The organism is Streptomyces sp. 1114.5, assembly GCF_003635085.1.
Lineage (GTDB): Bacteria > Actinomycetota > Actinomycetes > Streptomycetales > Streptomycetaceae > Kitasatospora.
Genome location: NZ_RBXE01000001.1, coordinates 1,301,585 through 1,328,074, shown reverse-complemented (window position 1 = coordinate 1,328,074; position 26,490 = coordinate 1,301,585). Strand labels below are relative to the sequence as shown.

Annotated in this window: 22 protein-coding genes and 1 pseudogene; 9 read left to right on the top strand and 14 right to left on the bottom strand. The window is 72.4% G+C overall.

The genetic code is table 11. The features are described from left to right. Positions 1-144: 144 nt before the first annotated feature. From BX285_RS05705 to BX285_RS05675, 7 genes and pseudogenes are all read right to left on the bottom strand, one after another. Positions 145-786 carry a hypothetical protein gene (locus BX285_RS05705; protein WP_121174606.1) on the bottom strand — a complete coding sequence of 214 codons (642 nt, stop codon included), beginning with the start codon at positions 784-786 and terminating at the stop codon, positions 145-147. 250 nt (positions 787-1,036) lie between these two features. After that, positions 1,037-2,014 carry an NAD(P)H-quinone oxidoreductase gene (locus BX285_RS05700; RefSeq protein WP_097236958.1) on the bottom strand — a complete coding sequence of 326 codons (978 nt, stop codon included), beginning with the start codon at positions 2,012-2,014 and terminating at the stop codon, positions 1,037-1,039. 49 nt (positions 2,015-2,063) lie between these two features. Next, positions 2,064-3,101 (bottom strand): potassium channel family protein, encoded by a 1,038-nt coding sequence (locus BX285_RS05695; protein WP_121177285.1) that lies wholly within the window; start codon positions 3,099-3,101, stop codon positions 2,064-2,066. Between the two features lie 14 nt (positions 3,102-3,115). Further along, complete coding sequence (locus BX285_RS05690; RefSeq protein WP_259470441.1) at positions 3,116-4,324, bottom strand: molybdopterin molybdotransferase MoeA; 1,209 nt, start codon at positions 4,322-4,324, stop codon at positions 3,116-3,118. After that, positions 4,321-5,287: pseudogene (locus BX285_RS05685) on the bottom strand (NTP transferase domain-containing protein). Before BX285_RS05685 ends, BX285_RS05690 begins: the two are co-directional and overlap by 4 nt. Before the next feature lie 51 nt (positions 5,288-5,338). Then, positions 5,339-6,310 carry an MBL fold metallo-hydrolase gene (locus BX285_RS05680; protein WP_183107010.1) on the bottom strand — a complete coding sequence of 324 codons (972 nt, stop codon included), beginning with the start codon at positions 6,308-6,310 and terminating at the stop codon, positions 5,339-5,341. Positions 6,311-6,446: 136 nt separating this feature from the next. Continuing rightward, positions 6,447-7,208, bottom strand: coding sequence for a polyprenol monophosphomannose synthase (locus tag BX285_RS05675; RefSeq protein ID WP_121177279.1), 762 nt, complete (start codon positions 7,206-7,208; stop codon positions 6,447-6,449). Between the two features lie 329 nt (positions 7,209-7,537). On the opposite strand from BX285_RS05675, the gene manA reads away from it, so the two are divergent. Both manA and BX285_RS05665 read left to right on the top strand, forming a co-directional pair. Next, positions 7,538-8,716 (top strand): mannose-6-phosphate isomerase, class I, encoded by a 1,179-nt coding sequence (gene manA / locus BX285_RS05670; protein ID WP_121174604.1) that lies wholly within the window; start codon positions 7,538-7,540, stop codon positions 8,714-8,716. A gap of 121 nt (positions 8,717-8,837) precedes the next feature. Beyond that, complete coding sequence (locus BX285_RS05665; protein WP_121174603.1) at positions 8,838-10,058, top strand: GNAT family N-acetyltransferase; 1,221 nt, start codon at positions 8,838-8,840, stop codon at positions 10,056-10,058. Between the two features lie 36 nt (positions 10,059-10,094). On the opposite strand, the gene dnaB is transcribed toward BX285_RS05665, so the two are convergent. Continuing rightward, positions 10,095-11,747 carry a replicative DNA helicase gene (dnaB, locus tag BX285_RS05660; RefSeq protein ID WP_218893092.1) on the bottom strand — a complete coding sequence of 551 codons (1,653 nt, stop codon included), beginning with the start codon at positions 11,745-11,747 and terminating at the stop codon, positions 10,095-10,097. Between the two features lie 452 nt (positions 11,748-12,199). On the opposite strand from dnaB, the gene BX285_RS05655 reads away from it, so the two are divergent. Further along, positions 12,200-13,540 (top strand): MATE family efflux transporter, encoded by a 1,341-nt coding sequence (locus tag BX285_RS05655; protein ID WP_097236954.1) that lies wholly within the window; start codon positions 12,200-12,202, stop codon positions 13,538-13,540. A gap of 78 nt (positions 13,541-13,618) precedes the next feature. On the opposite strand, the gene rplI is transcribed toward BX285_RS05655, so the two are convergent. The 4 genes from rplI to rpsF form a co-directional block, all read right to left on the bottom strand. Further along, positions 13,619-14,065 (bottom strand): 50S ribosomal protein L9, encoded by a 447-nt coding sequence (gene rplI, locus BX285_RS05650; RefSeq protein WP_097236953.1) that lies wholly within the window; start codon positions 14,063-14,065, stop codon positions 13,619-13,621. Between the two features lie 17 nt (positions 14,066-14,082). After that, positions 14,083-14,319 carry a 30S ribosomal protein S18 gene (rpsR, locus tag BX285_RS05645; protein WP_030059640.1) on the bottom strand — a complete coding sequence of 79 codons (237 nt, stop codon included), beginning with the start codon at positions 14,317-14,319 and terminating at the stop codon, positions 14,083-14,085. Between the two features lie 80 nt (positions 14,320-14,399). Next, positions 14,400-15,002: a single-stranded DNA-binding protein gene (locus tag BX285_RS05640; RefSeq protein WP_097236952.1), complete on the bottom strand. Its 603-nt coding sequence runs from the start codon at positions 15,000-15,002 to the stop codon at positions 14,400-14,402. Between the two features lie 96 nt (positions 15,003-15,098). Continuing rightward, a complete protein-coding gene (rpsF, locus tag BX285_RS05635; RefSeq protein WP_030233085.1) occupies positions 15,099-15,389 on the bottom strand; it encodes a 30S ribosomal protein S6 in 291 nt (96 codons plus the stop codon). Positions 15,390-15,709: 320 nt separating this feature from the next. Between rpsF and BX285_RS05630 the strand changes: the two genes are divergently transcribed. The 3 genes from BX285_RS05630 (at position 15,710) to BX285_RS05620 (ending at position 18,354) form a co-directional block, all read left to right on the top strand. Continuing rightward, positions 15,710-16,009 (top strand): hypothetical protein, encoded by a 300-nt coding sequence (locus BX285_RS05630; RefSeq protein ID WP_030059643.1) that lies wholly within the window; start codon positions 15,710-15,712, stop codon positions 16,007-16,009. A gap of 178 nt (positions 16,010-16,187) precedes the next feature. Further along, a complete protein-coding gene (locus BX285_RS05625) occupies positions 16,188-17,306 on the top strand; it encodes a peptidoglycan bridge formation glycyltransferase FemA/FemB family protein (protein WP_097236951.1) in 1,119 nt (372 codons plus the stop codon). A gap of 13 nt (positions 17,307-17,319) precedes the next feature. After that, complete coding sequence (locus BX285_RS05620; RefSeq protein ID WP_097236950.1) at positions 17,320-18,354, top strand: alanine racemase; 1,035 nt, start codon at positions 17,320-17,322, stop codon at positions 18,352-18,354. 39 nt (positions 18,355-18,393) lie between these two features. Here BX285_RS05620 and BX285_RS05615 read toward each other — a convergent pair whose 3' ends face one another. Both BX285_RS05615 and BX285_RS05610 read right to left on the bottom strand, forming a co-directional pair. Then, positions 18,394-19,968, bottom strand: a complete 1,575-nt coding sequence (locus tag BX285_RS05615; protein WP_121174602.1) for a glycosyltransferase family 87 protein — start codon at positions 19,966-19,968, stop codon at positions 18,394-18,396. A gap of 165 nt (positions 19,969-20,133) precedes the next feature. After that, positions 20,134-22,749, bottom strand: coding sequence for a transglycosylase domain-containing protein (locus tag BX285_RS05610; protein WP_121174601.1), 2,616 nt, complete (start codon positions 22,747-22,749; stop codon positions 20,134-20,136). A gap of 352 nt (positions 22,750-23,101) precedes the next feature. On the opposite strand from BX285_RS05610, the gene BX285_RS05605 reads away from it, so the two are divergent. From BX285_RS05605 to BX285_RS05595, 3 genes are all read left to right on the top strand, one after another. Further along, on the top strand, positions 23,102-23,812 hold the full coding sequence (locus BX285_RS05605; protein WP_121174600.1) for a PadR family transcriptional regulator: 711 nt from the start codon (positions 23,102-23,104) through the stop codon (positions 23,810-23,812). 126 nt (positions 23,813-23,938) lie between these two features. Further along, positions 23,939-25,021 carry an inositol-3-phosphate synthase gene (locus BX285_RS05600; protein ID WP_097236946.1) on the top strand — a complete coding sequence of 361 codons (1,083 nt, stop codon included), beginning with the start codon at positions 23,939-23,941 and terminating at the stop codon, positions 25,019-25,021. Between the two features lie 134 nt (positions 25,022-25,155). After that, positions 25,156-26,475 (top strand): MFS transporter, encoded by a 1,320-nt coding sequence (locus BX285_RS05595; protein ID WP_257032508.1) that lies wholly within the window; start codon positions 25,156-25,158, stop codon positions 26,473-26,475. The last annotated feature ends 15 nt before the right edge of the window (positions 26,476-26,490 follow it).

Here is a 26,490-nt window from a genome sequence, read left to right as displayed (position 1 = left end):
CGCGGGAATCCGTACGGGTACTCAGATCCCGCGCCCCGCCGAGCGACCGCCGCCACCGGAACCCGCACGGTCCCTCGCCGGTACGGCCCCACGACCCGCACCGGGCCTCCACTTCTCTGCCGTGCCCGGCCCTGCCGTCCCGGCTCAGCCCTTCCGCAGCCGCAGGCCCACCAGGCCCAGGCCGCAGCCGATCAGCCCCAGGCCGACGCCCAGCGGCAGCTGGGTCGTGGAGGCGTCCTGCCAGCGGGCCGGGAAGACCAGGGGCGCGGCGCCCGCCGCGACGCTGGCCGGTGCACCGGCGACGGCGTCTCCGGGGGCCGCCGGGTCCGGGGCGGACGGGTCGACCTGCGGCCGGTCGGCCTCGACGCTCTGGTCGGCGGCCTGCTCGGGCGCCTGGTCGACGGTCCGGTCGGGAACCTGGTCCGGGGCCTGTTCCACGGCGGCGTCGGGGCGCTCCGGCAGCGAGGCCGGGCGGTGCCGGTGCGCCGGCGGGAAGCCGCCGTCCACGTACGGGCGGGGCACCGGGCGCTGCGGCGGCGCGGCCGCGGGCGGGTGCGCCGCCGTGGAGGCCGCGGCCGCCGGCTCCGCACCCGCCTCGGCACTCGGAGCGACGGACGCCTCCGTCTCCGTCCCGACCGAGGAGGAGGGCGACGGCGACGGGAACCAGGACGACGCGGCCGAGGACGGGACCGCCCACGGGGAGGGCTGGGGCGACACCCCGGCCGAGGGCCCCGGCAGTGCCACCGCCGCCGTGGCGGCGGCCAGCGGGAGCGTGAGTCCCAGCACGGCCGCCGCGATCAGCCGCCGGGCACGGCCCCCGGACGGGAGGCATCGGGTACGACGGCGTTGCGGCGCCGCGGGCAGCGGTCCGAGAAGTGCGTGCGGTGATGCAGCCACGGTCGGAGTCCTTCCGACGGCCGGCCGCGCCCGGGGGCGGGGTCGGCGGCGGGACAGCTCCGGACCAGCCTCGCACGATCCGACAATCCAGGCATTTCGGACACTCGCCTCACCGGCCGCGACCACGGCCTGTCCGGCCTCAGGCCCGCAGCACGACCTTCCCGACCTGCTCCCCGGCCTCCAGCACCCGGTGTCCCTCACCCGCGTCCGTCAGCGGCAGCACCCGGTCCACCACCGGCTTCACCACCCCCGACTCGACCAGCGGCCACACGTGCTCCCGCACCGCCGCCACGATCGCCGCCTTCTCGGCGAGCGGCCGCCCGCGCAGATTGGTGGCGATCACCGCGGCGCGCTTGCGCAGCAGCGCGTTGAGGTCGAGCTCGCCCTTCACCCCGCCCTGCAGCCCGATGATCACCAGCCGCCCGTTGACCGCCAGCGCGTCCACGTTCCGCTGCAGGTACTTGGCCCCCATGATGTCCAGGATCACGTCCGCCCCGGCCCCGCCGGTGGCCTCCCCGATCGCCTCGACGAAGTCCTGCTTCCGGTAGTCGATCGCGATGTCCGCGCCCAGCTCGGTGCACCGGGCGAGCTTCTCGGCGCTGCCCGCGGTGACCGCGACCCGCGCCCCGACCGCCTTGGCCAGCTGGATCGCCATGGTCCCGATGCCGCTCGCGCCGCCGTGCAGCAGGACGGTCTCGCCGGGCCGCAGGTGCGCGGTGAGGAAGACGTTGGACCACACCGTGCAGGCGACCTCCGGCAGCGCCGCGGCCTGCTCGACGGACAGCCCCGCGGGCACCGGCAGCAGCTGCCCGGTCGGTACCGCGACCCGCTGCGCGTAGCCGCCGCCGGCCAGCAGGGCGCACACCTCGTCGCCGACCGCCCAGCCGGACACGCCCGGCCCGAGGGCGACGATCCGCCCGGCGCACTCCAGCCCCGGGTACGGCGAGGAGCCGAGCGGCGGGTTGTAGAAGCCCTGCCGCTGGAGCAGGTCGGCACGGTTGACGGCGGTGGCCGCCACCTCGACCAGGACCTCGCCCTCGCCGGGCACCGGATCGGGAACCTCGGCCCAGACCAGGGCCTCGGGGCCGCCGGGTACGGGAATCGTCATCGCATACATGGCTCCGAACCTACTGCCCGTCAGGGCCGTGCGAGGGGCAGGGCCCGCATCAGCCGGTCGACTTGATGACGATCACCCGGTCGGTGAGCTGCAGCACGGCGGCCTCCGGCTCGGCGTAGTTGATCACCCGTCGGCCCCGGACCACGGCGACCACCAGGTCCTCGCACTCGCGCGGACCGTGCCCGGCCTCGGCCCGGGTGACCGGGCGCTCCACCACGTCCAGCCCGGTGCCGTACGTCAGCAGGTTCTCCATCACCGCCCCGGCGTGCGGGCTGAGCATCGACAGCCCGAGCAGCCGCCCGGCCGAACTGGAGCTGGTGACCACGACGTCGGCGCCGCTCTGCCGCAGCAGCGGCGCGTTCTCGTCCTCCCGCACGGCGGCGACCACGGTGGCGCCCTTGTTCAACTGGCGTGCCGTCAGCGTGATCAGGACGGCGGTGTCGTCGCGTTCCGGCGCGACCACCACCCGGGCCGCCGTGGGCAGGGCGGCCCGCATCAGCGTGTCGGTGCGGGTGGCGTCGCCGACCACCCCGACCAGGCCGTGCTGCGCGGCCTGGTCGACCACCTTGCGCTGCGGGTCGACGACGACGATCTCCTCCTTCTTCACCCCCTGGCCGAGCAGGGTGTCGATGGCACTGCGGCCCTTCGTCCCGTACCCGATGACGACGGTGTGCTCGCGCACGGTGGACCTCCAGCGGTTCAACCGCCATTGCAGGCGAGTCCGTTCGGTGAGCACCTCCAGGGTGGTACCGACCAGGATGATCAGGAACACCACGCGCAGCGGGGTGATCAGGAAGATGTTGCCGAGCCGGGCACTGTCGCTGAACGGGGTGATGTCCCCGTACCCGGTGGTGGAGAGCGTCACGGTGGCGTAGTACGCCGCGTCCAGGAAGCTGAGCCCGCCCCCGGCGTTGTCGTTGTAGCCGTCCCGGTCGACGTAGACGATCAGCGTGGTGGCGACCAGGACGGCGAGCGCCAGCAGCAGCCGCGAGCCGACCTGCCGCACCGCGGGCTCGGCCCGGCGGGCCGGCAGCACGATCCCGGCGTCCGCCCACGGCTCGGTCCCCGGCGCCGAGGCACGCCGCAGCCGGCCGCGCTCGGTCACGGCACCTCCAGCAGCTCGACCGTCTCCCCCGGCGCTACCCCGCCGGGCGGGACCACGGCCAGCGCCTCGGCCCGGGCGAGTCCGCGCAGCATCGCCGGCCCGTCGAAGGCGAGCGGCACGACGCCCGCGGCCGTCCGCCGGACGGGCTGCAGCCGGGTGTCCGACGGGTGCCCGGGCAGCGCCGCCGCGGCGGGCGCGAGAGCGGGGGCGCCGACGGCCCGTCCGCTGCGGGCGTGCAGCAGCGGAAGGGCGAGCGTGACCGTCCCGGCGACGGCGGCGAGCGGGTTGCCCGGCAGGCCGACCAGGTGGCGCCCGCCGGGGAGTTCGGCCAGCAGCATCGGGTGCCCGGGCCGGACGGCGACACCGTCCACCACCAGCCGGGCACCGGCCTCGGCGAGCGCCCGGTGCAGGAAGTCGACCGGCCCGGCGGCCGTTCCGCCGGTGGTGACCACGACGTCCGCGGTGGAGTGCCGCAGCGCGTCCCGGAGCAGCCCGAAGTCGTCGCGTACGTACCGCACTTCGGCCACCTCGGCGCCGGCAGCCTGCAGCCAGGGCGGCAGCAGCGGCCCCAGCGCGTCCCGCACCAGGCCCGGCCCGGGGATCCCGGCGGCCAGCAACTCATCTCCCAGGACGAGCAGTTGGACGACCGGGCGACGGTGTACCAGCAGCCGGTCGTGGCCGCAGGCGGCGGCCAGGCCGAGCACGGCCGGCCCGACCGGCACGCCGGCCGGCAGCAACTCCTCGCCCCGGCGGCACTCCTGGCCGCGCGGACGGACGTCCTGGCCGGTGGTCAACGGGCACGGTCCGCGGTCGTGCAGCAGCGTGCCGTCCGCCCGCCCGTGCTCGCGGCGCAGCACGGCGGTGGCACCGGGCGGCAGTTGGGCACCGGTGGCGATCTCCACCGCGGTGCCGTCGGCCAGCGGCGCCGGCTCGGCCGGCCCGGCCAGCAGCCGCCCGGTGACCCGCCACGGGCCGGGCCCGGCGACCGCCCAGCCGTCCATCGCGGAGGTGTCGAAGGCGGGCAGGTCGATCAGCGCACCCAGCGGCTCGGCGAGGGTGTGGCCCAGGGCCTCGGCCGGCGCCAGCGCGACCGCGGGCAGCGGGCGCAGCCCGGCCCGGCGGGCGGCCTCCCGGGCCCGGGGCCAGCTCAGCACGCCGGGGCCGGTGGTCGGGGCGGCCACGGTGGTCTGCCCGACCGCGCTCACCGCTCGCCCGGCCGCTGCTGCGCGTCCGCAGCGGCCGGGCCTCCGGCGCCCCACCTTTCGGCCAGCGCCTCGGTCCGGCGGGCGGCCTCGGCGACGGCCTGGGCGCCGCCGCCCTGCTGGGCGGCCGCGTAGCCGATCAGGAAGGCGGTCAGCGGCGCGGCCGGCCGGGCCACCCCGTGCGCGACCACCCGGGCCGTGTCGAGCAGACCTCGGACGTCCACGTCCAGGTCGATGCCCAGGTCGGCCTTGACCTCGGCGATCCAGTCATCCAGCGTGCGCTCCATGCGCCCATGCTGCCTGATCGGCGGTTACCCGGAGGTGTTCACCCCGTGTGCGGGGCGCGTCGTTTCGCTCACAGACCCGCGAGGGATGCGGTGAGGGTCAGCCCCGGTCGCGCTCCCTGGCCTGCTCCAGGTCCTCCCAGGTGTCGCAGTCGTACGCGACGTTGTCGGTGTCGGCGACCAGCAGCCGGGGCAGCCCGCCGACCAGCCGGCGCAGCGGCTGCCCCGCCGGGTCGCCGAGGGCGGCCAGGGCGGCGCGCAGCGGCGCGGTGCGGTAGGCGGCGGCGAGCGGCTGGTCGCGCCCGCCGGCGTCGACCAGCACGGCGGCGTCCACGGCCGGCCCGGCCTCGTCCAGGGCGGCGGCCAACCGTTCCACCGTCCGCCGGTCCAGGAACGGCAGGTCGGCCGCGAGCAGCAGCACGGTGTCCGCGGTGACCAGGTCGAGCCCGGCGGCGACGGCGGCCACCGGCCCGCCGCCGGGCGGCTGCTCCCTGGTCCAGTGGACGCCGGTGCGCCCGGTCGGCCGGGCCGGTCCGACCACGACGGTGGTGCGGGCGCCCGCGCAGGCGGCGAGCACCCGGTCGAGCAGGGTGGTCTCGCCGACGGTCAGCCCGGGCTTGTCGGCCCCGCCGAGGCGCCGCGCGGCCCCGCCCGCCGGGACGATCACGTCGTACGGCGTCATGCGGCCAGTATCGGCCCTGCCGGGGCGGACCCGGGCCGGTCCCGACGTCCCTCAGTCGGCCGGGTCGTCCTCGACGATCTCCGCGTCCACGATCTCCGCGTCGTCGGTCTCGTGCTGCACCGCCGCGCGGGCGGTGTTGGCCTCCGCGCCGAGGTCGAGGATGGCCGGCAGGGTCAGCTCCCCGTACCGCTCGTTCATCGCGGTGGCCAGGGCTTCCGGGTCGTCCGGGTGCACGGCCAGCAGCCGGTCGAAGTCCCGGAGGTACTCCTCGGTGAAAGCCAGCACCCGGGCGGCGTCGTCGCCCTGGCCGGGGGCCCGGTGACCGGCGATCACCCGGTCCACGCCGAGATCGGCGATCCGGCCGAGGTTGTGCCCCCAGGTGGTGCGCTGGGCCGGGGTGGTGTCGGCGGTCCAGACGTGGGTGCCGTTGTAGGCGAAGTCCCCGGCGATCACGGTCCGGATGCTCGGCACGTGGACGACGGTGGAGTTCCCGCAGTCGCCCTGGCCGAGCAGCAGGACGGGGATCACCTGGCGGTCCAGCATGAGCGGCTGCGGCAGCAGCGGGGCGGGGACCAGCGGGTGGTCGGGGATGTCGTCGCCGTACACCGGCTTCCACTGGGCGACCTTGGCGGCGGCGGTGCGCAGGATGCCCTCGACCACCGCCGGGGCGGCCAGCAGCTGCGCGTCGGGGAAGAGCTTCAGCACCTCCTCGGCGCCGAAGTAGTGGTCCGGGTGCTGATGGGTGACCACGATGGCGAGCAGCCGGCGGCCCTTGCCCGCGACCCACTCGGCGAGTTCCCGCCCGGCGCTGCGGGTCAGCTGGGCGTCCACCAGGATCGCGGTCCGCTCGCCGAGGATCAGCGTGGAGGTGGCGAAGAAGGCCGACTCGGGCCCGGTGAAGACGGCGACCTCCAGCGGCCGGGCCTGGTGCTCGGCGCCCGGTCGCTCGGCGTCCGGGGGCGCGGCGGGTGAGGCGTCCGCACGCTCCGCACCGGCGCTGTCCTCGGGCGGGGACGACGTCACGGGCTTGCTCCCTCTGCTCGGCGGTCGGATTTCCTGCGCCCTACAGCATGGGAGTACCGGTGCCCGAATCGACGGAAGGCGCGCCCGGCGGGCACGCCTTCCGGCTCACGTCACACCGCGGCCCGACGGCCGGCGGTCAGCGCTTCGCGCCGCGCAGCCGGGCCAGCCGGTCGGCCAGACCCCAGGAGGTCACCCGCCACAGCGCCTCGACCACGATGTTGCGGCTCATCTTGGAGGCGCCCAGCTCGCGCTCGACGAAGGTGATCGGCACCTCGGCGACCTTGAACCCGGCCTTCACGGTGCGCCAGGCGAGGTCGACCTGGAAGCAGTACCCGGCGGAGGCGACCTCGTCCATGCCCAGGCCCAGCAGGGTCTCCTTGCGGAACGCGCGGTAGCCGCCGGTGACGTCCCTGATCGGCACGCCCAGCATCAGCCGGGAGTAGGTCGAGCCGCCGCGGGAGAGCAGCAGCCGCGACTTCGGCCAGTTCACGACCCGGCCGCCGGGTACCCAGCGCGAGCCCAGGACCAGGTCGGCGCCGCGCAGCGCGCCGAGCAGCCGGTCCAGCTCCTCGGGCTGGTGCGAGCCGTCCGCGTCCATCTCGACCAGGACGTCGTAGCCGTTGTCGATGCCCCAGCGGAAGCCCGCGAGGTAGGCCGCGCCCAGGCCTTCCTTGCCCTTGCGGTGCATGACGTGCACGTTCGGGTCCTCGGCGGCCAGCTTGTCGGCCAGCTCGCCGGTGCCGTCGGGGCTGTTGTCGTCGGCGACCAGCACGTGGGCCTCGGGCACCGCGGCGCGGACCCGGCCGACGATCCGCTCGACGTTCTCCGCCTCGTTGTAGGTCGGGATGATCACGAGGACCCTGCCGAGATCAGCAAAACTCTGCTGGTTCACGGTCACGTACAAACCTCTCGGCCGATGGCGGGGAATCTCAGAACACCGTCGCCCGCACTCCGGAACGCGGCTCCACCGGCAGCCCTCCGACGGGGTGACCACGGTGGAGAACTGCGCACAGGGCGGACACTTCTGCGTCCTGGCATTCTACTACCGCGCCCGGGACCCGCCGGTCCGCCCATGGCACTCCCACCGGATGCCCACCGTTTCCCCGTAGGTGACGCCGTTCGGCTAGGGTCGATGCCCTTGCCTGTGCCCGGACCGCCAGCACCGCCGGGCCCGCCCCCGGCGATCCGGCACACCCGCCCCGTCAGCGAAGGAGTAGGACCGCGCGCATGGACAGGCTCCTCAACACCGTCCGCCCGTACGCCTGGGGGTCGCTCACGGCCCTGCCCGAGCTGCTCGGGCAGCAGCCGACCGGTGAACCGCAGGCCGAGCTGTGGATGGGCGCCCACCCGGGCGACCCGTCCCGCGCCGACCGCGGGGACGGCCCGCGCCGACTGGACGACCTGATCGCGGCCGACCCGGAGGGCGAACTGGGCGCGGCCTCGGTGGCCAGGTTCGGCCCGACCCTGCCGTTCCTCTTCAAGGTCCTCGCCGCGGGCATCCCGCTGTCGATCCAGGCCCACCCCACGCTCGACCAGGCCCGCGCCGGCTTCGCCGCCGAGAACGCCCTCGGCATCCCCGTGGACGCCCCCGAGCGCAGCTACCGGGACGCCAACCACAAGCCCGAAATGGTCTGCGCGCTGGGCGAGTTCGAGGGCCTGTGCGGCTTCCGCCGGCCCGCGGAGGCGGCCGCCCTGCTGGCCGGGCTCGCGGTGCCCGGGCTCGACCCGCTGATCGCCCTGCTGGCCGTCGAGGACGAGTCGGAGGCGCTGCGCGGCGCCCTGGCCGCGGCCCTCGCCCTGGACGGGGACACCGTCCGGCACACCGTCGAGGCGCTGGCCGGCGCCCTCCCGGAGAGTGACTACGCCCCGTACGCCCGGATCGCCAAGGACTTCCCGGACGACCGCGGCGTGATCGCCGGCATGCTGCTCAACCACGTCCGGCTGCGGGCCGGCGAGGCGCTCTACCTGGGCGCCGGGGTGCCGCACGCCTACCTGTCCGGCGTCTGCGTCGAGCTGCAGGCCAACTCCGACAACGTGCTGCGGGCCGGCCTCACCCCGAAGCACATAGACCTGCCGGAGCTGCTGAAGGTCGTGGTCTTCGAGGCCGGTGCCCCCGAGCCGGTGGCCCCCGTCGGGGTCGAGGACACTCCGGGCGAGGAGCTCTACCCCGTCCCGATCGACGAGTTCCGGCTGTCCCGCTTCGCGCTGGACGGCGTGGAGCGCGAGATCGACGGCCGTACCCCGCAGATCCTGCTCTGCACGGAGGGCGCCGCCCGGCTGACCGCCGCCGACGGCACCGTCCTGGACCTCGCCCGCGGCCAGTCCGCCTTCCTCCCCGCCACCGGCGCCCCGACCCGCCTCTCGGGCAGCGGCACCACGCTCTTCCGCGCCACCGTCACCGTCTGACCGGCGGTCAACCTCCCCTGGTCCGGCCGTAATTCGGTTGACCCCTCCCCCGGTTCGCCGCTGCACTGTGGCGGGCGCCGCGGGTCCGTGGTGCCGTGATCCAGGGGAGGCTGCGGCAGCAATGGAAATCCGTCCCACGACCGACCAGGACCTCGGCGTCTTCGTCGACACCCTGCACACCGCGTTCGGGTTCGTCCCGGAGACCCCGAACGAGGACGGCGGCGGGGTCTGGTGGGCGGCGACCGAGATGGACCGCAGCCTGCTCGCCGTCACTGCGGACGGACGGCCCGTCGGCACCGCCACCTCGCACGCCTTCGAGCTCACCCTGCCCGGCGAGGCCGTCGTCCCGGTCGCCGGGGTGAGCAACGTCGGCGTGCTGCCCTCGCACCGGCGCCAGGGCGCGCTCACCGCGATGAAGCGGCACCAGCTCACCGACCTGCGGGCCCGCGGCGAGTTCCTCTCCGTCCTGCTGGCCTCCGAGGCCACGATCTACGGCAGGTTCGGCTACGGACCGGCGACCTACACCCAGCGGCTGACGGTCCAGCGCCACCGGGCGGCCTTCGACCGGCCCCGGGCGCACGGAGCGGACGACGCCGGGGCGGCCGGCTCGGTCGAGGTACTGAAGCGGGCCGACTGCGGCGAGGTCCTGGAGCAGGTCTACGACCGCTACCGCCGTGCCCAGCCCGGTGCGCTCTCCCGGCCGCACCGCTGGTGGGCCCTGGGCGCGGGCCAGCCGCCGGTCGCCCGGGCCCCGCGCTACATCGCGGTCCACCGGGACCCGGACGGCGCTGCGGACGGCTACGCCTGCTACTCGCGCGACGGCGACACCCTGACGGTGGACGAGATCATCGCCGTCGACGATACGGTCCACACCGCCCTGGCCCGGTTCGCGCTCGGCCACGACCTGGTCACCCAGGTCGTCTTCAAGCACGTCCCGCCCGAGCACCCGCTGCGCTGGCAGCTCGCGGACTTCGGCGCCGGATCCCTGAGCGACCACCGTGACTGGCTCTGGGTGCGGCTGCTGGACGTCCCGCGCGCACTGACCGCGCGCGGCTGGCTCACCGACGGCGAGCTGGTCCTGGACGTCGACGACCCGTTCCTCGGCGAGCACGGCCGCCACCTGCTGACCGTCCGGGACGGCAAGGCCGACTGCGTCCCGACGGACCGGGAGCCCGACCTCTCCCTGGACGTGCGCGACCTGGGCACGGTCTACCTCGGCGGCACCGCCCCGAGCACCCTCGTGCGGGCCGGCCACATCCGGGCCCACCGCCCCGACGCGGCCGCCCGCGCCGACGCCCTCTTCCGCGCCGAACGCCCCCCGCACTGCCTGCACTGGTTCTGACGGGGCCCGCCCGACCTGCGGAAACGCTGGTCCGGGTCAGTCCCGGGTCATGTCGACGAAGCGCGAGTAGTGGCCCTGGAAGGCCACCGTGATGGTCGCGGTGGGACCGTTACGGTGCTTGGCGACGATCAGGTCGGCCTCGCCCGCCCGCGGGGACTCCTTCTCGTAGGCGTCCTCGCGGTGCAGCAGGATGACCATGTCGGCGTCCTGCTCGATCGAGCCGGACTCGCGCAGGTCGGAGACCATCGGCCGCTTGTCGGTGCGCTGCTCGGGGCCACGGTTCAGCTGGGAGAGCGCGATGACGGGGACTTCCAGCTCCTTGGCCAGCAGCTTGAGGTTTCGGGACATGTCCGAGACCTCCTGCTGGCGGTTCTCGGCCCGGCGGGAGCCGCCGGACTGCATCAGCTGGAGGTAGTCGATGACGATCAGCTTGATGTCGTTGCGCTGCTTGAGCCGGCGGCACTTGGCGCGGATCTCCATCATCGACAGGTTGGGCGAGTCGTCGATGAACAGCGGTGCCTCGCTGACGTCCGGCATCCGGCGGGCGACCCTGGTCCAGTCGTCGTCCGTCATGCTGCCGGAGCGCATGTGGTGCAGCGCCACCCGGGCCTCGGCGGACAGCAGGCGCATGGCGATCTCGTTGCGCCCCATTTCGAGCGAGAAGATCACGCTCGGCAGCTTGTGGTGGATCGAGCAGGCCCGGGCGAAGTCCAGCGCGAGCGTGGACTTGCCCATCGCGGGACGGGCCGCGATGACGATCATCTGGCCGGGGTGCAGCCCGTTGGTGAGCTGGTCGAAGTCGGCGAAGCCGGTCGGCACGCCGGACATCTGGCCGTTGCGGGAGCCGATCGACTCGATCTCGTCGAGGGCGCCCTCCATGATGTCGGCGAGCGGGGCGTAGTCCTCGTTGGTGCGCTGCTCGGTGACCGCGTAGATCTCGGCCTGGGCGGCGTTGACGATCTCGTCCACGTCGCCCTCGGCCGCGTAGCCCATCCCGGCGATCCGGGTGCCGGCCTCGACGAGGCGGCGCAGCACCGCGCGCTCGTGGACGATCTGGGCGTAGTACTCGGCGTTGGCCGCGGTCGGGACGGAGTTGACCAGGGTGTGCAGGTACGGGGCGCCGCCGACCCGCTGCAGTTCGCCGCGCTTGGTCAGCTCGCCGGCCACGGTGATCGGGTCGGCCGGCTCGCCGCGGGCGTAGAGGTCGAGGATCGCGCCGTGGATCAGCTCGTGCGCGGGCCGGTAGTAGTCGGCGGGCTTGAGCACCTCGACCACGTCGGCGATGGCGTCCTTGGAGAGCAGCATGCCGCCGAGGACGGACTGCTCGGCGGCGAGGTCCTGCGGGGGGACGCGCTCGAAGCCGTCCGCGCCGCCCTCGCCGTCGCCCTCGCCACGGCGCTGCCAGCCGCCGTCCCGCTGGCCGCCCTCACGACCGGAGCCGTTGCGGCCGCCCTTGCCGCCCTGGAAGCCGCCCTTCTGGAAGCCGTCGCGGTTGCCGTCGCGGTTTCCGCCCTGGCCGCCCCCCTGACCGCCCTGGCCGCCGCGGCCACGGGGGACCGGGAGCCGGTCGCCGGGGCCGTCCGGGAAGGGTGCGTCGTCGAAGGCGCCGGCCGGGAAGGGATCCTCGGCGGTCTGCCAGTCCTCCTCCGGCGGCGGGGCGTCGTGGTCGTCGTACTGGGGGCCGGTCACGCGTGTTCCCCGATCAGCGAGTGGTGCGAGTTGGAGCGGGCCTTGCCGGTGGCTGGGTGGAGCGGATCCGCTCCTCTTTGTACGCCACGGCTCCGACAAATCGGACGCCGGGGGCGGTGGGAGTGTCGGGCGGAGAGCCCACGCTAAAGCGCCGGACACCCTTGCGCCAAGGCGGTTATCCACAGGGGGTGTGGATGACCGCCCGTGTCCTGTGGAGAACTGCCGCAAAGCTGTGGACGCCCCTGTGGACGTCCCTGTGGATAACCCGACGATCGCTCCACCGTCAACCTGCTGACCTGGGATTACCTCTTCCGAGGCCTGTGCATGAGAAATTCTTCACACGCCTCCGAACGGCTGTGGGCGCAGAGCGGACGAACGACACCGCTCAGGATTTCGAGTAATGGTCTCAGCCCTCTTACATCCATTACCTGTGGATGAGTAGCCTGGACCCCATGACCGCCCCGTCCCCGACCCCCGTCCCCGCCGGACGCCGCCACGACCGGGAGATCCTCGCCCTGGCCGTCCCGGCGTTCGGCGCCCTGGTCGCCGAGCCGCTCTTCCTGATGGCCGACTCGGCGATCGTCGGCCACCTCGGCACCCCGCAGCTGGCCGGGGTCGGCGTCGCCTCCGCCGCGCTCACCACCGCGACCGGGGTGTTCGTCTTCCTCGCCTACGCCACCACCGCGGCGGTCGCCCGCCGGATCGGCGCCGGGGACCGCCGGGGCGCCGTGCAGCAGGGCATCGACGGCATCTGGCTCGCGTTCGGCCTGGCCGTCCCGGTGGTGCTGCTGACCGTGCTGGCCGCCCCCGGGGTGGCCGAGGTGCTGGGCGCCTCCCCGACTGCGGCGCCCTACGCCGTGACGTACCTGCGGATCAGCTCGCTGGGGATCCCGGCGATGCTCATGGTGCTGGCTGCCACCGGTGTGCTGCGCGGGCTCCAGGACACCCGGACGCCCCTGCTGGTGGCCGTCGCGGGCTTCGCCGCCAACATCGGCCTGAACGCCGGACTGGTGTACGGCGCCGGGCTCGGGGTGGCCGGCTCGGCCTGGGGCACCGTGATCGCGCAGACCGGGATGGCCGCCGTCTACCTGGTCGTGGTGGTCCGCGGCGCCCGCCGGGAACGCGCCTCGCTGCGGCCGGACGCGACCGGCATTCGGGCCAGTGCCCGGGCCGGCGGCCCGCTGCTGGTCCGGACGATCAGCCTGCGCGCGGTGCTGATGATCGCCACCGCGGTGGCCGCCCGGCTGGGCGACGACCAGGTGGCTGCGCACCAGATCACCATGACGCTGTTCAGCTTCCTGGCCTTCGCGCTGGACGCCATCGCGATCGCCGGCCAGGCCATCATCGGCCGCTACCTGGGCGCCTCGGACGTCCCGGGGGCCAGGGCCGCCACCCGGCGGATGGTCGAGTGGGGCATCGGCTCCGGAGTGGTGCTCGGCGTGCTGGTGGTGGTCGCCCGCCCGCTGTACGTCCCGCTGTTCACGCCCGATCCGGCCGTGCGCTCGCAGTTGTCCACCGCGCTGCTGCTGCTCGCGCTCAGCCAGCCGGTCGCCGGCCTGGTCTTCGTGCTGGACGGGGTGCTGATGGGCGCCGGGGACGGCCCGTACCTGGCCTGGGCGGCGCTGGCGACCCTGGCGGTGTTCGCCCCGGCGGCCCTCGCGGTGCCGGCCACCGGCGCCGGGCTGGCCGGGCTCTGGTGGGCGATGAACCTGTTCATGCTGGTCCGCGCCGCCTTCCTGGTACGGCGGGCCCGCGGCGGCCGGTGGCTGGTCACCGGAGCCGTGCGCGCGTAGACACTCGTGCCTGCCCCCGGGAACGACCGAGGGCCGGACTCCCGGAGGAGTCCGGCCCTCAGGCCACTGCTACGGAACTCAGGCAGCGACGACCGCGATGTCCAGGTTGGCCTGGACGTCGGAGTGCAGCTTGACCGAGACCTTGTGGGTGCCCACGGTCTTGATCGGCGAGGCGATCGCGACGGCGCGCTTGTCGACCGCCGGGCCGCCGGCGGCCTTGATGGCCTCGACGACGTCGGCCTGGGTCACCGAGCCGAACAGACGGCCGGCCTCACCCGAGCGAACGGCCAGCTTGACCTGGACGCCCTCCAGCTTGCCCTTGACGTCGTTGGCGGCGTCGAGGGTCTGGATCTCGTGGATCTTGCGGGCGCGACGGATGGCGTCGACGTCCTTCTGACCACCCTTGGTCCAGCGGATGGCGTAGCCACGCGGAACCAGGTAGTTGCGGGCGTAGCCGTCCTTGACCTCGACGACCTCGCCGGCGGAGCCGAGACCCGGCACCTCGTGCGTGAGGATGATCTTCATTACTTGGTCACCCTCTCTTAGCGCGCGGTGCTGGTGTAGGGCAGCAGCGCCATCTCACGGCTGTTCTTCACGGCCGTGGCGACGTCACGCTGGTGCTGGGTGCAGTTGCCGGTGACCCGGCGGGCACGGATCTTGCCGCGGTCGGAGATGTACTTCCGCAGCAGGTTCGTGTCCTTGTAGTCAACGTAGTTGACCTTGTCCTTGCAGAAGACGCAAACCTTCTTCTTCGGCTTGCGAGCAGGCGGCTTCGCCATTGTGTGCTCCATTTGGGGTTCACGGCCCGGCGGGCGTCCGGGGACGCCCACGGCCGGGCCGCACGAAATCTGTCAGCTCTTTAGAACGGGGGCTCTTCCGAGTAGCCGCCACCCGACGGCGCGGCACCCCAGCCGCCACCGCCCTGGTTGCCGCCGGACGGGGCGCTGGACGCCCACGGGTCGTCGGAGGGGCCGGACTGGCCGCCGGAGTTTCCACCCCAGCCGCCGCCCTGCTGGCCGCCACCGCCGCTCCAACCGCCCTGGCCGCCACCCTGCTGGCCGCCGAAGCCGCCGCCGGGGCCGCCCTGGCCGCCGGACCGGTTGGCCCGGGTGACCTTGGCGGTCGCCGAGCGCAGGCTCGGGCCGACCTCGTCGACCTCGACCTCGAAGACCGTCCGCTTCTCGCCTTCCTTGGTCTCGTAAGACCGCTGGCGCAGTCGGCCCTGCACGATGACGCGCATGCCGCGCTGCAGCGACTCGGCCACGTTCTCCGCCGGCTGCCGCCAGACGTTGCACGTGAGGAAGAGGCTCTCGCCGTCCTTCCACTCGTTCGTCTGACGGTCGAAGGTGCGGGGGGTGGACGCGATACGGAACTTCGCGACCGCCGCACCCGACGGGGTGAAGCGCAGCTCGGGGTCGTCGACGAGATTGCCGACGAGGGTGATGACGGTCTCGCCTGCCATGGTGGTGATGACCTCTCGGGAAGATGTCCGTTCACCGCTGTTTCACGTGAAACAGCGGACGCGAGCTACCCGAGACCCGAAGGCCTCAGAGGTGGCTCAGTGGGTGTCCGGGCGCAGGACCTTGGTCCGCAGAACCGACTCGCTCAGGCCCATCTGGCGGTCGAGCTCCTTGACGACCTCAGGCGTGGCCTTCAGGTCGATGACCGAGTAGATGCCCTCGGACTGCTTGTTGATCTCGTAAGCCAGACGGCGACGACCCCAGGTGTCGACCTTCTCCACCTTGCCGCCGCCGTTGCGGACGACAGTGAGGAAGTTCTCGATCAGGGGGGAGACAGCGCGCTCCTCGACCGACGGGTCGAGGATCACCATGACCTCGTAGTGACGCATGGGTAACCCACCTCCTTTGGACTCAACGGCCACGGTCTCTCCGTGGCAGGAGGGTTGTGCGTAGCGTCGGCACCGGTGCGGTGACGACTCCGGCCCACCGTAGCGGCCGGGTCGGACAGTCGGGCCCCGCACCACCCGGAAGGGGGTGTCACCCGGAAGAGGGCGCAGGGGGGCACAACTACACCAGTGCAGACGGCACAGCCTACCCGCACCCGGACGGCCGAACAAAACGCATAGGGGTTGTGAGACCGACCCAACCGCCGCAATCTGGACGGAACGGGATTCCTGCCCGTTCGTCTCCACGCCAGGAGGTGGGACTCATGGCCCAGTCCGTCCACCGCATGCCCGCGCTCACGCTGAACACCGACGGCCACCCGCACCCCCGCGAGAACACCCTGGTGGCACTCACCGCCGTCCTGGGCGTGATCGCCTTCACCACCTCGTTCTTCTACAACCTCCACCTGCTGACCTCGTGGACCGGTTTGGCCGGCATCGTCACGGGCCTGTGGGGCATGTTCGTCTCGGTCACCACCGCCGAGCGCTTCGTCCTGATGATCACGCTCGGCGCCTCCGCGATCGGCTTCTACCTCGGCATCGCCCGCGGCGGCCTCTGGGGCTGAGCCCCCGGAAGCGGCCACCCAGGAACCCTCGGCGCCCCCGTCGCGTATCTGCAGAGGAGACAGGTACGCGACGGGGGCGTCGTCGTGCCCGCCACGGCGGGTGCCCGGGCCCCGGACGATAGGGTCGAGCCCGAAAACCTGGGGCCACCGCAGCCCGACCGACGAGGAGCACCGAGCAATGAGCCTGCGCCTGAGGACGATCACCCGCGAGGAGCACCTCGCCTTCATCAGGAGCCGTGCCTCGGCCAGCCACATGCAGGTGCCGTCGTGGGGCGACGTCAAGGCCGAGTGGCGGTCCGAGTCGATCGGCTGGTTCGACGACGCCGACCAGCTCGTCGGCGCCGGCCTGGTGCTCTACCGCCAGCTGCCCAAGGTCAAGCGCTACCTCGCCTACCTGCCCGAGGGCCCGGTCATCGACTGGTTCGACCGCGACCTCGACCGCTGGCTCTCCCCGATGCTCGCCCACCTCAAGTCGCAGGGCGCGTTCTCGGTGAAGATGGGCCCGCCGGTGGTCATCCGCCGCTGGAACGCCCCCACCATCAAGGAGGCCATCGCCGCGAAGCAGGCCAAGCGCCTGCGCGACGTCGAGGCCGACTGGTACGAGGCGCGCGCCTTCGAGGTGGCCGACCGGCTGCGCAAGGCGGGCTGGCTGCAGGGCGAGGACGGCGGCGCCGGCTTCGGCGACGTCCAGCCCCGCTACGTCTTCCAGGTGCCGCTGGCCAACCGCTCGCTGGACGACATCCACAAGAACTTCAACCAGCTGTGGCGCCGCAACATCAAGAAGGCCGAGAAGAGCGGCGTCGAGGTGTTCCAGGGCGGCTACGACGAGCTGCCGATCTTCCACCAGCTCTACCTGGTCACCGCCGAGCGCGACAAGTTCACCCCGCGCCCGCTGTCCTACTTCCAGCGGATGTGGAAGGCCCTCACCGCCGAGGACCCGAACCGGATGCGGCTCTACATCGCCTACCACGAGGGCGAGCCGCTGGCCGCGACCACGATGCTGGTGGTCGGCGAGCACGTCTGGTACTCCTACGGCGCCTCGGCCAACCACAAGCGCGAGGTCAAGCCGTCCAACGCCATCCAGTGGCGGATGATGCGCGACTCCTACGCCCTCGGCGGCGGGGTGTACGACCTGCGCGGCATCAGTGACACCCTGGACGAGAACGACCACCTGTTCGGCCTGATCCAGTTCAAGGTCGGCACCGGCGGCCAGGCGGCCGAGTACCTCGGCGAGTGGGACTTCCCGCTCAACAAGCTGCTGCACAAGGCCCTCGACCTCTACATGTCCCGCCGCTGAGGAGGCTGACCCGATGACGCTGTCGCTCTACCTCGACACCGAACGCTGGCGCACCCACCAGCGCTCCGTCCTCGCCGAGTTCCCCGGCCTGGTGCCGGTCGCCAAGGGGAACGGCTACGGCCTGGGCAACCACCGGCTGGCCGAGGAGGCGACGCTGCTGGGCACCGGGGTGCTCGCCGTCGGCACCGCCTACGAGGCGGCCGACGCCGCCGAGTGGTACGGCGGCGAGCTGCTGGTGCTCACCCCGTACCGGGTCGGCGAGGAGGTGCTGCCGCTGCCGCACGCCCGGGTGATCCGCACGGTGGCGAGCGTGGACGCGCTGCGGGCGCTGCGCGGCGCCCGGGTGGTGCTGGAGTGCATGACCACCATGCGCCGGCACGGCGTGAGCGCCGATGACCTGCGGACCGTCGCCGCCGAGCTGGACGGCGTCGGCTTCGAGGGCCTGGCACTGCACCTGCCGATGGACCGGCCGGACGGCTCCAGCCCGGTCGAGGAGGTCGCGTACTGGGTGGACACCGCCCGGGCCGCCGGCATCCCGGTGCACACCGTGTTCGTCAGCCACCTCGGCGCGGCCGGCATGGAGCAGCTGGCCCAGCGCTACCCGGAGACCGTCTTCCGGGCCCGGATCGGCACCCGGCTCTGGCTGGGCGACCACGCCGCGCTGGAGGTCCGGGCCACCGTCCTGGACGTCACCCCGGTGAAGAAGGGCGACCGCTACGGCTACCGCCAGCACCCGGCGCCGACCGACGGCCACATCCTGGTGGTCGCCGGCGGCACCGCGCACGGCATCGGCCTGGAGGCGCCCAAGTACGTGCAGAGCATGGCCTCGCGGGCCAAGGGCATCGCCCGGGCCGGTCTGGCGACCGTCAACAAGACCAAGTCGCCGTTCCACTGGTCCGGCAAGCAGCTCTGGTTCGCCGAGCCCCCGCACATGCAGGTGTCGCTGCTGTTCCTGGACGGCGAGACCACGCCCCCCGCGATCGGCGAGGAGCTCGGCCTCCAGGTCCGGCACACCACCACGCACTTCGACCGCGTGGTGGACCGCTGAGGAAGGCCCGACCGTGACCCGTCCCTCACGGGGGACGGGCTACGGCCGCTCGGCCGGCTCCGGCAGTTCGGGCTCGTCCAGCCACTGCTCGGGGCCGGCCGGCGCGTACGCGGCGTAGGTCTCCTCCTCGCGCAGCCGTCGGGCGGTGCCCAGCACGAACACGTCCGGGGCGCGGTCCAGCACCCCGCCGGAGGGGTCGTCGCTGCCGTCCCAGCGGACCGGGTCGCGGTCCGGGTACAGGACGTCGCGGACGACGAGGGTGACCAGGTAGAGCGTGCCGATCAGGTGCAGCCCGATCGCGAAGTGGTACCAGGCCTCGCCGATCCCGTGCTGCTTGGGCCCGGTGACGAAGCCCAGGTGGGACCAGATGCCGAGGGTGTACAGCACCTCGCAGCCCTGCCAGATGAGGACGTCCCGCCAGCGCGGCCGGGCCAGCGCCGCCAGCGGCAGCAGCCAGAGCGCGTACTGCGGCGAGTACACCTTGTTGACCAGTACGAACAGGGCGACCACCAGGAACGCCAGCTGCGCGAAGCGCGGGCGGCGGGGCGCCGAGAGGCCGAGCCACGCTATGGCCGCGCAGCCCAGCACCATCAGCACGCCGATGTAGACGTCGAGGTCGGCCAGGCCGACGCCGCGGGTCTGCATCAGGATCAGCCAGACCGAGCCGTAGTCCTCGCCGCGGTGCTTGCTGAACACGTAGAACGTCGACCAGCCCTGCCAGTTGGCCAGCATGACCGGCAGGTCGACCAGCAGCCAGGAGCCCACCGCGCCGCCCAGCATCAGCCGGAACTCGCGCCACTTGCCGGCCCGCCAGCAGAGCACCAGCAGCGGGCCGATCAGCAGCACCGGGTAGAGCTTGGCGGCGGTGGCCAGGCCGATGAAGACGCCGGCCCAGCCCGGCCTGGAACGGGCCCACCAGGCCATCGCCACGGCGGCCAGGGCGACCGCGAGCAGGTCCCAGTTGACCGTGCCGTTGAGCAGCAGGACGGGCGAGAGCGCGAACAGCACCGCGTCCCAGGGCCTGCGGCGGTGGGTGCGCGAGAGCGCCACGGCGGCGACCACCGCGCAGGCCATCAGCAGCCCGGCGTTGATCGCCCAGAACCACTGCTCCTGGCTCTGCTGGTTCCCTCCGGGCGTCAGCCAGGCCGCGACCTGCATGAACAGGCCGGTCAGCACCGGGTACTCCAGGTACTGCAGGTCCCCCGAGGAGCCCGGGATCCGGTCCACGTAGGGGTGCAGCCCGGCGGCGAAACCGCGTCCGGAGTACAGGTGCGGGATGTCGCTGTAGCAGGCGTGGATGTACTGCGGCGAGCCCGGCTGGAACCAGGCCTGCTCGTAGCAGGGCAGCTTCTGCACCATGCCGAGCACCGAGACCACGATCACCGCGAGCGCCAGGAAGCGCGCCGGGATCCACCAGGAGACGCCGAGCAGCGCCCGGCGTCCGGGCGGCCCGCCGATCACCTCGCTGCCGGCCGCCGCGACCGGGTCCTCGTCGGCCGGGACGACCACGGTGTCGGCCGCGGGCGCGGCCGTGGCGACGGCTGCCGGGGAGGGCCCTGCGGCGGCGCCGGACCCGACCGGGCCGGCGGTTTCGTCACGATCGCTCGACGTCATGCCGGACATCCTGCCGCACCATCCGCGCCGGAACGAGGAGGCCCCCGCGACGGCCTGCGGAGCTGTGCGGCGGCCGGGTCCGCGAATCGTGACGAAAACGGCGGTGGCGGTCCTCCGGGGAGGACCGCCACCGCCGTCACGGGTCTGCCGGGGCCGTGCCCGGCGCTACTGCCCCGCCGCGGCGCCCTGCGCGCCGCCGGTGGAGCTCGGTGTCGGCTTGCCGCCGCCGGTCGGCTTGCCCCCGCCGCCCGGTGTGGTGGTGTCGGTGGGCGTCGGCTGCGTCGGGCAGTTGATCAGCGGGATGCAGCTGCTGGTCGGTTTCGGGTTCTTCGTCGGCGAGTGGGTCGGCTGGTCGCCGGGGCAGTCCACGCCGGGCACGCAGTTCTGGGTGGGTTGCGGCGGCTGCGGCTGGTTGGGCTGCGGCGCCTGGGTCTGCGCGGGGGCCGACGGGGTGTCGGCCGTGGTCGGCGTCGGCGCCGCCGTGGCCGTGGACGGCGCACCGGAGGAGTCGACCTCGCTGCCGACCGGCTGCGGGCTCGGGAAGTCCATCTTCTTCTCGTTGGCCAGCGCGGCCTTCATGTACCGGGTGAAGACGTCGGTCGGGAGGGCACCACCGTGGATGGACTCCTGGCCGGCGGTGCCGTTGAGCGACAGCCGCTCGTGCTTGGTCGGGTCCTCGCGCCACATCGCGACGCTGGTCACCAGCTGCGGGGTGTAACCGACCCACCAGGCCGACTTGTTCTGGTCGGTGGTACCGGTCTTGCCGGCCACCGGTCGGCCCAGGTCCTTGGCCTTGGTACCGGTACCGTTCTTCACCACGTTCACCAGGACGTCGGTGACGTTGTCGGCGACGGCCGGCTCCAGCGCGACCTTGGGGTCCTTCTTGCCGAAGCCCGGGCGCTCCACGCCGTTCAGCTCGACCTTGGTGACCGAGTACGGCTCGGCCTCCTTGCCGCTGGCCGCCAGGGTGCCGTAGGCGGTGGCCATCCGGATCGGGCTGATGGTGGAGGTGCCGAGCGGGAAGGTCGCGGTCTTCGGGTCGGCCAGGCTCTCCTTCTTGACGCCCATCTGGACCGCCATGTCGGCCACGTTCTGGCCGCCGACGTCCTGGTTGAGCTGGACGAAGGGCACGTTGTAGGAGTACTGCATGGCCTGCCGCAGCGAGACGTAGCCGTGCTTGCTGGAGTCCTCGTTCTTCTGCCGGTAGGGCTTGCCGTCGTCGCCGATCACCAGCGAGCCGTCCGGCTTGCGGATCTCGGACAGGTCGTCGGCCAGGTAGCGGCTGTCGGCGTTGATCCGCTTCGGCTTGCCGTCGTCGCCCTTGGCGGTCTGCACGCCGGTCTGCATGGCGGTGGCCAGCACGAAGGGCTTGAAGGTCGAGCCGACCTGGACGCCGGAGGCGTCGGCGTTGTTGTCGAAGTGTCCGTTCTCCACGCCGTCACCGCCGTAGAGGGCGATGATCGCGCCGTCGCCGGGGCGGATGCTGGCGGAGCCGAACTGGATGTTGGTGTCGTTGTCCGGACGCTTCTGCGGGTTGAGGTTCTCCGCCTTGACGTCGTCCACGGCCTTCTTCAGGGCGTCGACCTTGTCCTTCTCGAAGGTCGTGTAGATCTTCAGGCCGCCCTTGTCGATCACCTGCTGGGTGATCGCCTTGTCGTTGTTCAGGACGTACTTGTTGGCGGTGTCGACCAGGTAGCTGATCTCACCGTTCATGTTGGAGCTGGGCTTCAGCGGGATCGGGTCCGGGAACGCGGTGCACTTGGCGCGCTCCTCCGGCGAGATGGCCTTGATCTTCACCATGTTGTCGAGGATCCACGACCAACGCCCCTGGGCCCGCTCCTTGTTGGCCGGGTTGGTGGGGTCGTAGTACGCCGCGCCCTTCAGGAGTCCGGCCAGCATGGCGCTCTGACAGACGTTGAGGTCCTTGGCGTCCACCCCGTAGTACGCCTGCGCGGCGGCCTGGGCGCCGTTGGCACCGCGGCCGAACCAGCTGGTGTTGAGGTAGCCCTTGAGGATCTCGTCCTTGCCCTGCGACTGGTCGATCTTCAGCGTGATGAAGAACTCCTTCACCTTGCGGCTGATCGTCTGCTCCTGGCTCAGGTAGGCGTTCTTCACGTACTGCTGGGTGATCGTCGAGGCGCCCTGGGTCTCACCGCCCTTCGCCATGTTGTAGACGGCGCGGAGCATGCCCTTGGGGTCGATGCCGTGGTCGGTGCGGAAGTCCTGGTTCTCCGCGGCGATGACGGCGTTCTGCAGGTTGGGGCTGATGTCCTGGAGCTCGACGATCTGACGGTTGGTCGTGCCCTTGCGGGTCATCTCGGAGCCGTCGGCCCAGTAGTAGATCGTGTTCTGGTCCTTGACCAGCGAGTTCAGCGAGGGGACCTGGGTGGTCTGGTACAGGTAGAACACCAGGCCGACGAAGCAGCCGAAGACCAGCAGGAAGCCGCTCAGCCACTGCTTCCAGGACGGCAGCCAGCGCCGGATCCCGGTCTTGCCGAACCGCGGGTAGTCGATGAAGCGCTTCTTGCCCGGTCCGGCCGTCGCCGCGGCGGCCGCGGCATCACCCCGGCCGCCCTTGCCCTTCTTCTGGGCGGCCTTGCGCATCTCCGCCCGGCCCATCCGCGGTTGCTGGGCGGTCTCCCGCATGCCCGGCGGGCGCCGGCGGCCGACCCCGTCGGAGCGCAGCTCGTCGGGCCCCGGCCCTCCTGGACGGCCGCCGCCTCCCGGGGGCTGCTGCCCGTCGCCGCCCGGGTTGGGCGTCCTTCGCCGTCGCTCGCTCATCTTCCAGCACTCCTCGTCAGGCGTTTCCGGCCTGAAGGCAGGGTTCACGTCCGATGCCCGCAAACCGCCCTAACCCCGGAGGTGGTCCTCGTGCACACGCGACAGCGTACGCAGCACTGAAATACAACTAATCGGGCATCAGTCGCCAATAACCGCAAAACGGCGACAGATCATTACACGCCCGTTGCCAAGCCCACCCGCGAGTCGGCTTGTGATCACATTCACGCGTGCCCCCCTTGCCGGTTCCCGGGGTCGGGTTTACTGTTCTCGATATATCGAGCCGATACATCGAAGCGGAATACCGCCGGATGCAGCGGCCGGACGAAGGCCGACAGGGAGGAGGACGACGACAGTGGGCAGGCGCTCAGGGGTGCTGGAGTTCGCCGTTCTCGGCCTGCTCCACGACGCCCCGATGCACGGCTACGAGCTGCGCAAACGGCTCAACATCCTGCTCGGCACGTTCCGGGCACTGTCCTACGGAACGCTCTACCCCTGCCTGAAGAGCCTGGTCGCCCAGGGCTTCCTGGTCGAGGACAACCCGGACGTCGAGTACGTCCCGGCCACCGCGCTCAACGGCAAGCGGTCCAAGATCGTCTACCGGCTCTCCGCCGAGGGGAAGCAGCGCTTCGAGGAGCTGCTCGCCGACTCCGGCCCCGACGCCTGGGAGGACGAACACTTCGGCGTCCACTTCGCGTTCTTCGGTCAGACCGACCGGGCCGTCCGGATGCGCGTCCTGGAGGGCCGCCGCAGCCGGCTGGAGGAGCGCCTGGAGCGGATGCGCAACTCGCTGGCCCGCGCCCGCGAACGGTTCGACGACTACACCGTCGAACTCCAGCGGCACGGACTGGAGTCGGTCGAGCGCGAGGTCCGCTGGCTCAACGAGCTGATCGAGACCGAGCGGTCCAACCGCACCGGCCGGACCGGGCCCGCCGCCGCCGCCGGCGGCCCCGGCAGCACCGCCGTACCCCACAAGACTTCGGACGGCCGTGGCCAGGAGACCGGGTCCTCGGACCCGTCCGGGCCACCGTACGACCGCCCGGGGCGCTCCGCCGAGGAGCGCTGACACCGCGCCAGCCCTGTGCCGCGCGGAAGGAGTGGGCGCCTCGCGCCCCGCAAACAGTCATCGAAGAAGCAGGACGAGTGCCGCCGCCCCCGGCGGCCCTCATGAGATCACAGGGAGCAACCGGAAATGGGTTCGGTTCGCGTAGCCATCGTGGGCGTGGGCAACTGCGCCGCGTCGCTGGTGCAGGGTGTCGAGTACTACAAGGACGCCGACCCGGCCGGCAAGGTCCCCGGGCTGATGCACGTCCAGTTCGGTGACTACCACGTCCGTGACGTGGAGTTCGTCGCCGCCTTCGACGTCGACGCCAAGAAGGTCGGTTTCGACCTGGCCGACGCCATCGGCAACAGCGAGAACAACACCATCAAGATCTGCGACGTGCCGCCGACCGGCGTCACCGTGCAGCGCGGCCACACCCTCGACGGCCTGGGCAAGTACTACCTGGAGACTATCGAGGAGTCGGACGAGGCCCCGGTCGACGTCGTCCAGGTCCTCAAGGACCAGCAGGTCGACGTCCTGGTCTGCTACCTGCCGGTGGGCTCCGAGAACGCCGCCAAGTTCTACGCCCAGTGCGCCATCGACGCCAAGGTCGCCTTCGTGAACGCCCTGCCGGTGTTCATCGCGGGCACCAAGGAGTGGGCGGACAAGTTCACCGAGGCCGGCGTGCCGATCGTCGGTGACGACATCAAGTCCCAGGTCGGCGCCACCATCACGCACCGCGTGATGGCCAAGCTGTTCGAGGACCGCGGTGTCATCCTTGAGCGCACCATGCAGCTGAACGTCGGCGGCAACATGGACTTCAAGAACATGCTGGAGCGCGAGCGCCTGGAGTCCAAGAAGATCTCCAAGACCCAGGCCGTCACCTCGCAGATCCGCGACCGCGAGCTGGGCGCCAAGAACGTCCACATCGGCCCCTCGGACTACGTGGCCTGGCTGGACGACCGCAAGTGGGCCTACGTCCGCCTGGAGGGTCGCGCGTTCGGCGACGTCCCGCTGAACCTGGAGTACAAGCTGGAGGTCTGGGACTCCCCGAACTCCGCCGGTGTCATCATCGACGCCGTCCGCGCCGCGAAGATCGCCAAGGACCGCGGCATCGGCGGCCCGATCCTGTCGGCCTCCTCGTACTTCATGAAGTCCCCGCCGGTGCAGTACTTCGACGACGAGGCCAAGGAGAACGTCGAGAAGTTCATCCGCGGTGAGGTCGAGCGCTGAGCGCTGAGCGCCCGGGCGACTGACCGCCCGTAGCTCTCCGGAAGTGCCCACGATCCCCGGATCGTGGGCACTTCACCGTTTCTCGGCCAATGTTTCACGTGAAACATCGACCGGTTCCATGGCACCCTGGGCGGGTGGCGATCACCGAGAACGGCAGCACCCACCAGTCCGCGCACCGCGCCACGCTCCTCGATCTGCTCCGGGGCCGCGACTTCCGGCGGCTGCTGACCGCCCGGGTGCTCTCCCAACTCTCGGACGGCGTCTTCCAGGTCTCGCTCGCCGCGTACGTGGTCTTCTCCCCCGAGAAGCAGTCCTCCCCCGCCGACATCGCCTCGGTGCTGGCCGTGATGCTGCTGCCGTTCTCGGTGATCGGCCCGTTCGCCGGGGTGCTGCTGGACCGCTGGCGCCGCCGGCAGGTGCTCTACGTCGGCAACCTGGCCCGCTTCGGGCTGGGCCTGGGCACCGGAGCGCTGCTCCTGGCCGAGGCGCCGACCTGGCTGTTCTTCGCCTCCGCCCTGCTGGTCACCGCGCTCAACCGGTTCATCCTGGCCGGCCTGTCCGCCGCGCTGCCCCGGGTGGTGGAGCAGGATCAGCTGGTCACCGCCAACGCGCTCTCCCCCACCCTCGGGACGGTCGCCGCCGCCTCGGGCGGCGGCATCGGCTTCCTGCTGCACCAGGTGATGGCCCCCGGGCCGAAGGCGGACGCCGCGCTGGTCACGGTCGCCTCGCTGCTCTACCTGTCGGCCGCGCTGGCCGCCCGGCGGATGGACCGCGACCTGCTCGGCCCGGACCAGCACGCCGACCGCCCGGCGCTCGGCCAGGCACTGGTCCGGGCCGCAGTCGAACTGGGCGCTGCGGTGCGCCACCTGGTGCGGGACTGCCGGCCCGCCGTGCACGCGCTGGCCGCCGTCACCGCGGCCCGGTTCTGCTACGGCGTGCTGATCGTGGTCGTGGTGATGCTCGCCCGGTACACCTTCAACGACCCGGCCGACAGCGCGGCCGGTCTCGTCACCCTCGGCCAGGCGGTCGGCCTCTCCGCCGCCGGGTTCTTCGTCGCCGCGGTGGTCAGCCCCTGGTGCACCCGCCGGCTCGGCCTGACCGGCTGGATGACGGTCTGCCTGGTCGCCCCGGTGGTCTTCGTCCCGGCGCTCGGCCTGAGCTTCACCCTGGTGCCCTGCCTGATCGCCGCCCTGCTGCTCGGGGTGGTCACCCAGGGCACCAAGATCTGCGCCGATACCGTGGTGCAGGAGACGGTCGAGGACGAGTTCCGCGGCCGGGTCTTCGCCATCTACGACGTGCTGTTCAACGTCGCCTTCGTCGCCGCCGCCCTGGTCACCGCGCTGGTGCTGCCGCTGTCCGGACGCTCGGTCACGGTGGTCGTCGGGGTCGCCGCCGTGTACGCCCTCACCGCGGCCCTCTACCTGCGCGCCGCCCGCCGCCGCCCGCTGCCCTGACCAGCGATCCCGGAA

What these genes read in the sequence shown, in the direction of transcription:
- BX285_RS05665 (WP_121174603.1), top strand. Translation starts at nt 8,838, where the DNA reads ATGGAAATCCGTCCCACGACCGACCAGGACCTCGGCGTCTTCGTCGAC.
- rplI (WP_097236953.1), bottom strand. Translation starts at nt 14,065, where the DNA reads ATGAAGATCATCCTCACGCACGAGGTGCCGGGTCTCGGCTCCGCCGGC.
- BX285_RS05600 (WP_097236946.1), top strand. Translation starts at nt 23,939, where the DNA reads ATGGGTTCGGTTCGCGTAGCCATCGTGGGCGTGGGCAACTGCGCCGCG.
- manA (WP_121174604.1), top strand. Translation starts at nt 7,538, where the DNA reads ATGGACAGGCTCCTCAACACCGTCCGCCCGTACGCCTGGGGGTCGCTC.
- BX285_RS05630 (WP_030059643.1), top strand. Translation starts at nt 15,710, where the DNA reads ATGGCCCAGTCCGTCCACCGCATGCCCGCGCTCACGCTGAACACCGAC.
- BX285_RS05615 (WP_121174602.1), bottom strand. Translation starts at nt 19,968, where the DNA reads ATGACGTCGAGCGATCGTGACGAAACCGCCGGCCCGGTCGGGTCCGGC.
- rpsR (WP_030059640.1), bottom strand. Translation starts at nt 14,319, where the DNA reads ATGGCGAAGCCGCCTGCTCGCAAGCCGAAGAAGAAGGTTTGCGTCTTC.
- rpsF (WP_030233085.1), bottom strand. Translation starts at nt 15,389, where the DNA reads ATGCGTCACTACGAGGTCATGGTGATCCTCGACCCGTCGGTCGAGGAG.
- BX285_RS05610 (WP_121174601.1), bottom strand. Translation starts at nt 22,749, where the DNA reads ATGAGCGAGCGACGGCGAAGGACGCCCAACCCGGGCGGCGACGGGCAG.
- BX285_RS05655 (WP_097236954.1), top strand. Translation starts at nt 12,200, where the DNA reads ATGACCGCCCCGTCCCCGACCCCCGTCCCCGCCGGACGCCGCCACGAC.
- BX285_RS05700 (WP_097236958.1), bottom strand. Translation starts at nt 2,014, where the DNA reads ATGTATGCGATGACGATTCCCGTACCCGGCGGCCCCGAGGCCCTGGTC.
- BX285_RS05625 (WP_097236951.1), top strand. Translation starts at nt 16,188, where the DNA reads ATGAGCCTGCGCCTGAGGACGATCACCCGCGAGGAGCACCTCGCCTTC.
- BX285_RS05620 (WP_097236950.1), top strand. Translation starts at nt 17,320, where the DNA reads ATGACGCTGTCGCTCTACCTCGACACCGAACGCTGGCGCACCCACCAG.
- BX285_RS05640 (WP_097236952.1), bottom strand. Translation starts at nt 15,002, where the DNA reads ATGGCAGGCGAGACCGTCATCACCCTCGTCGGCAATCTCGTCGACGAC.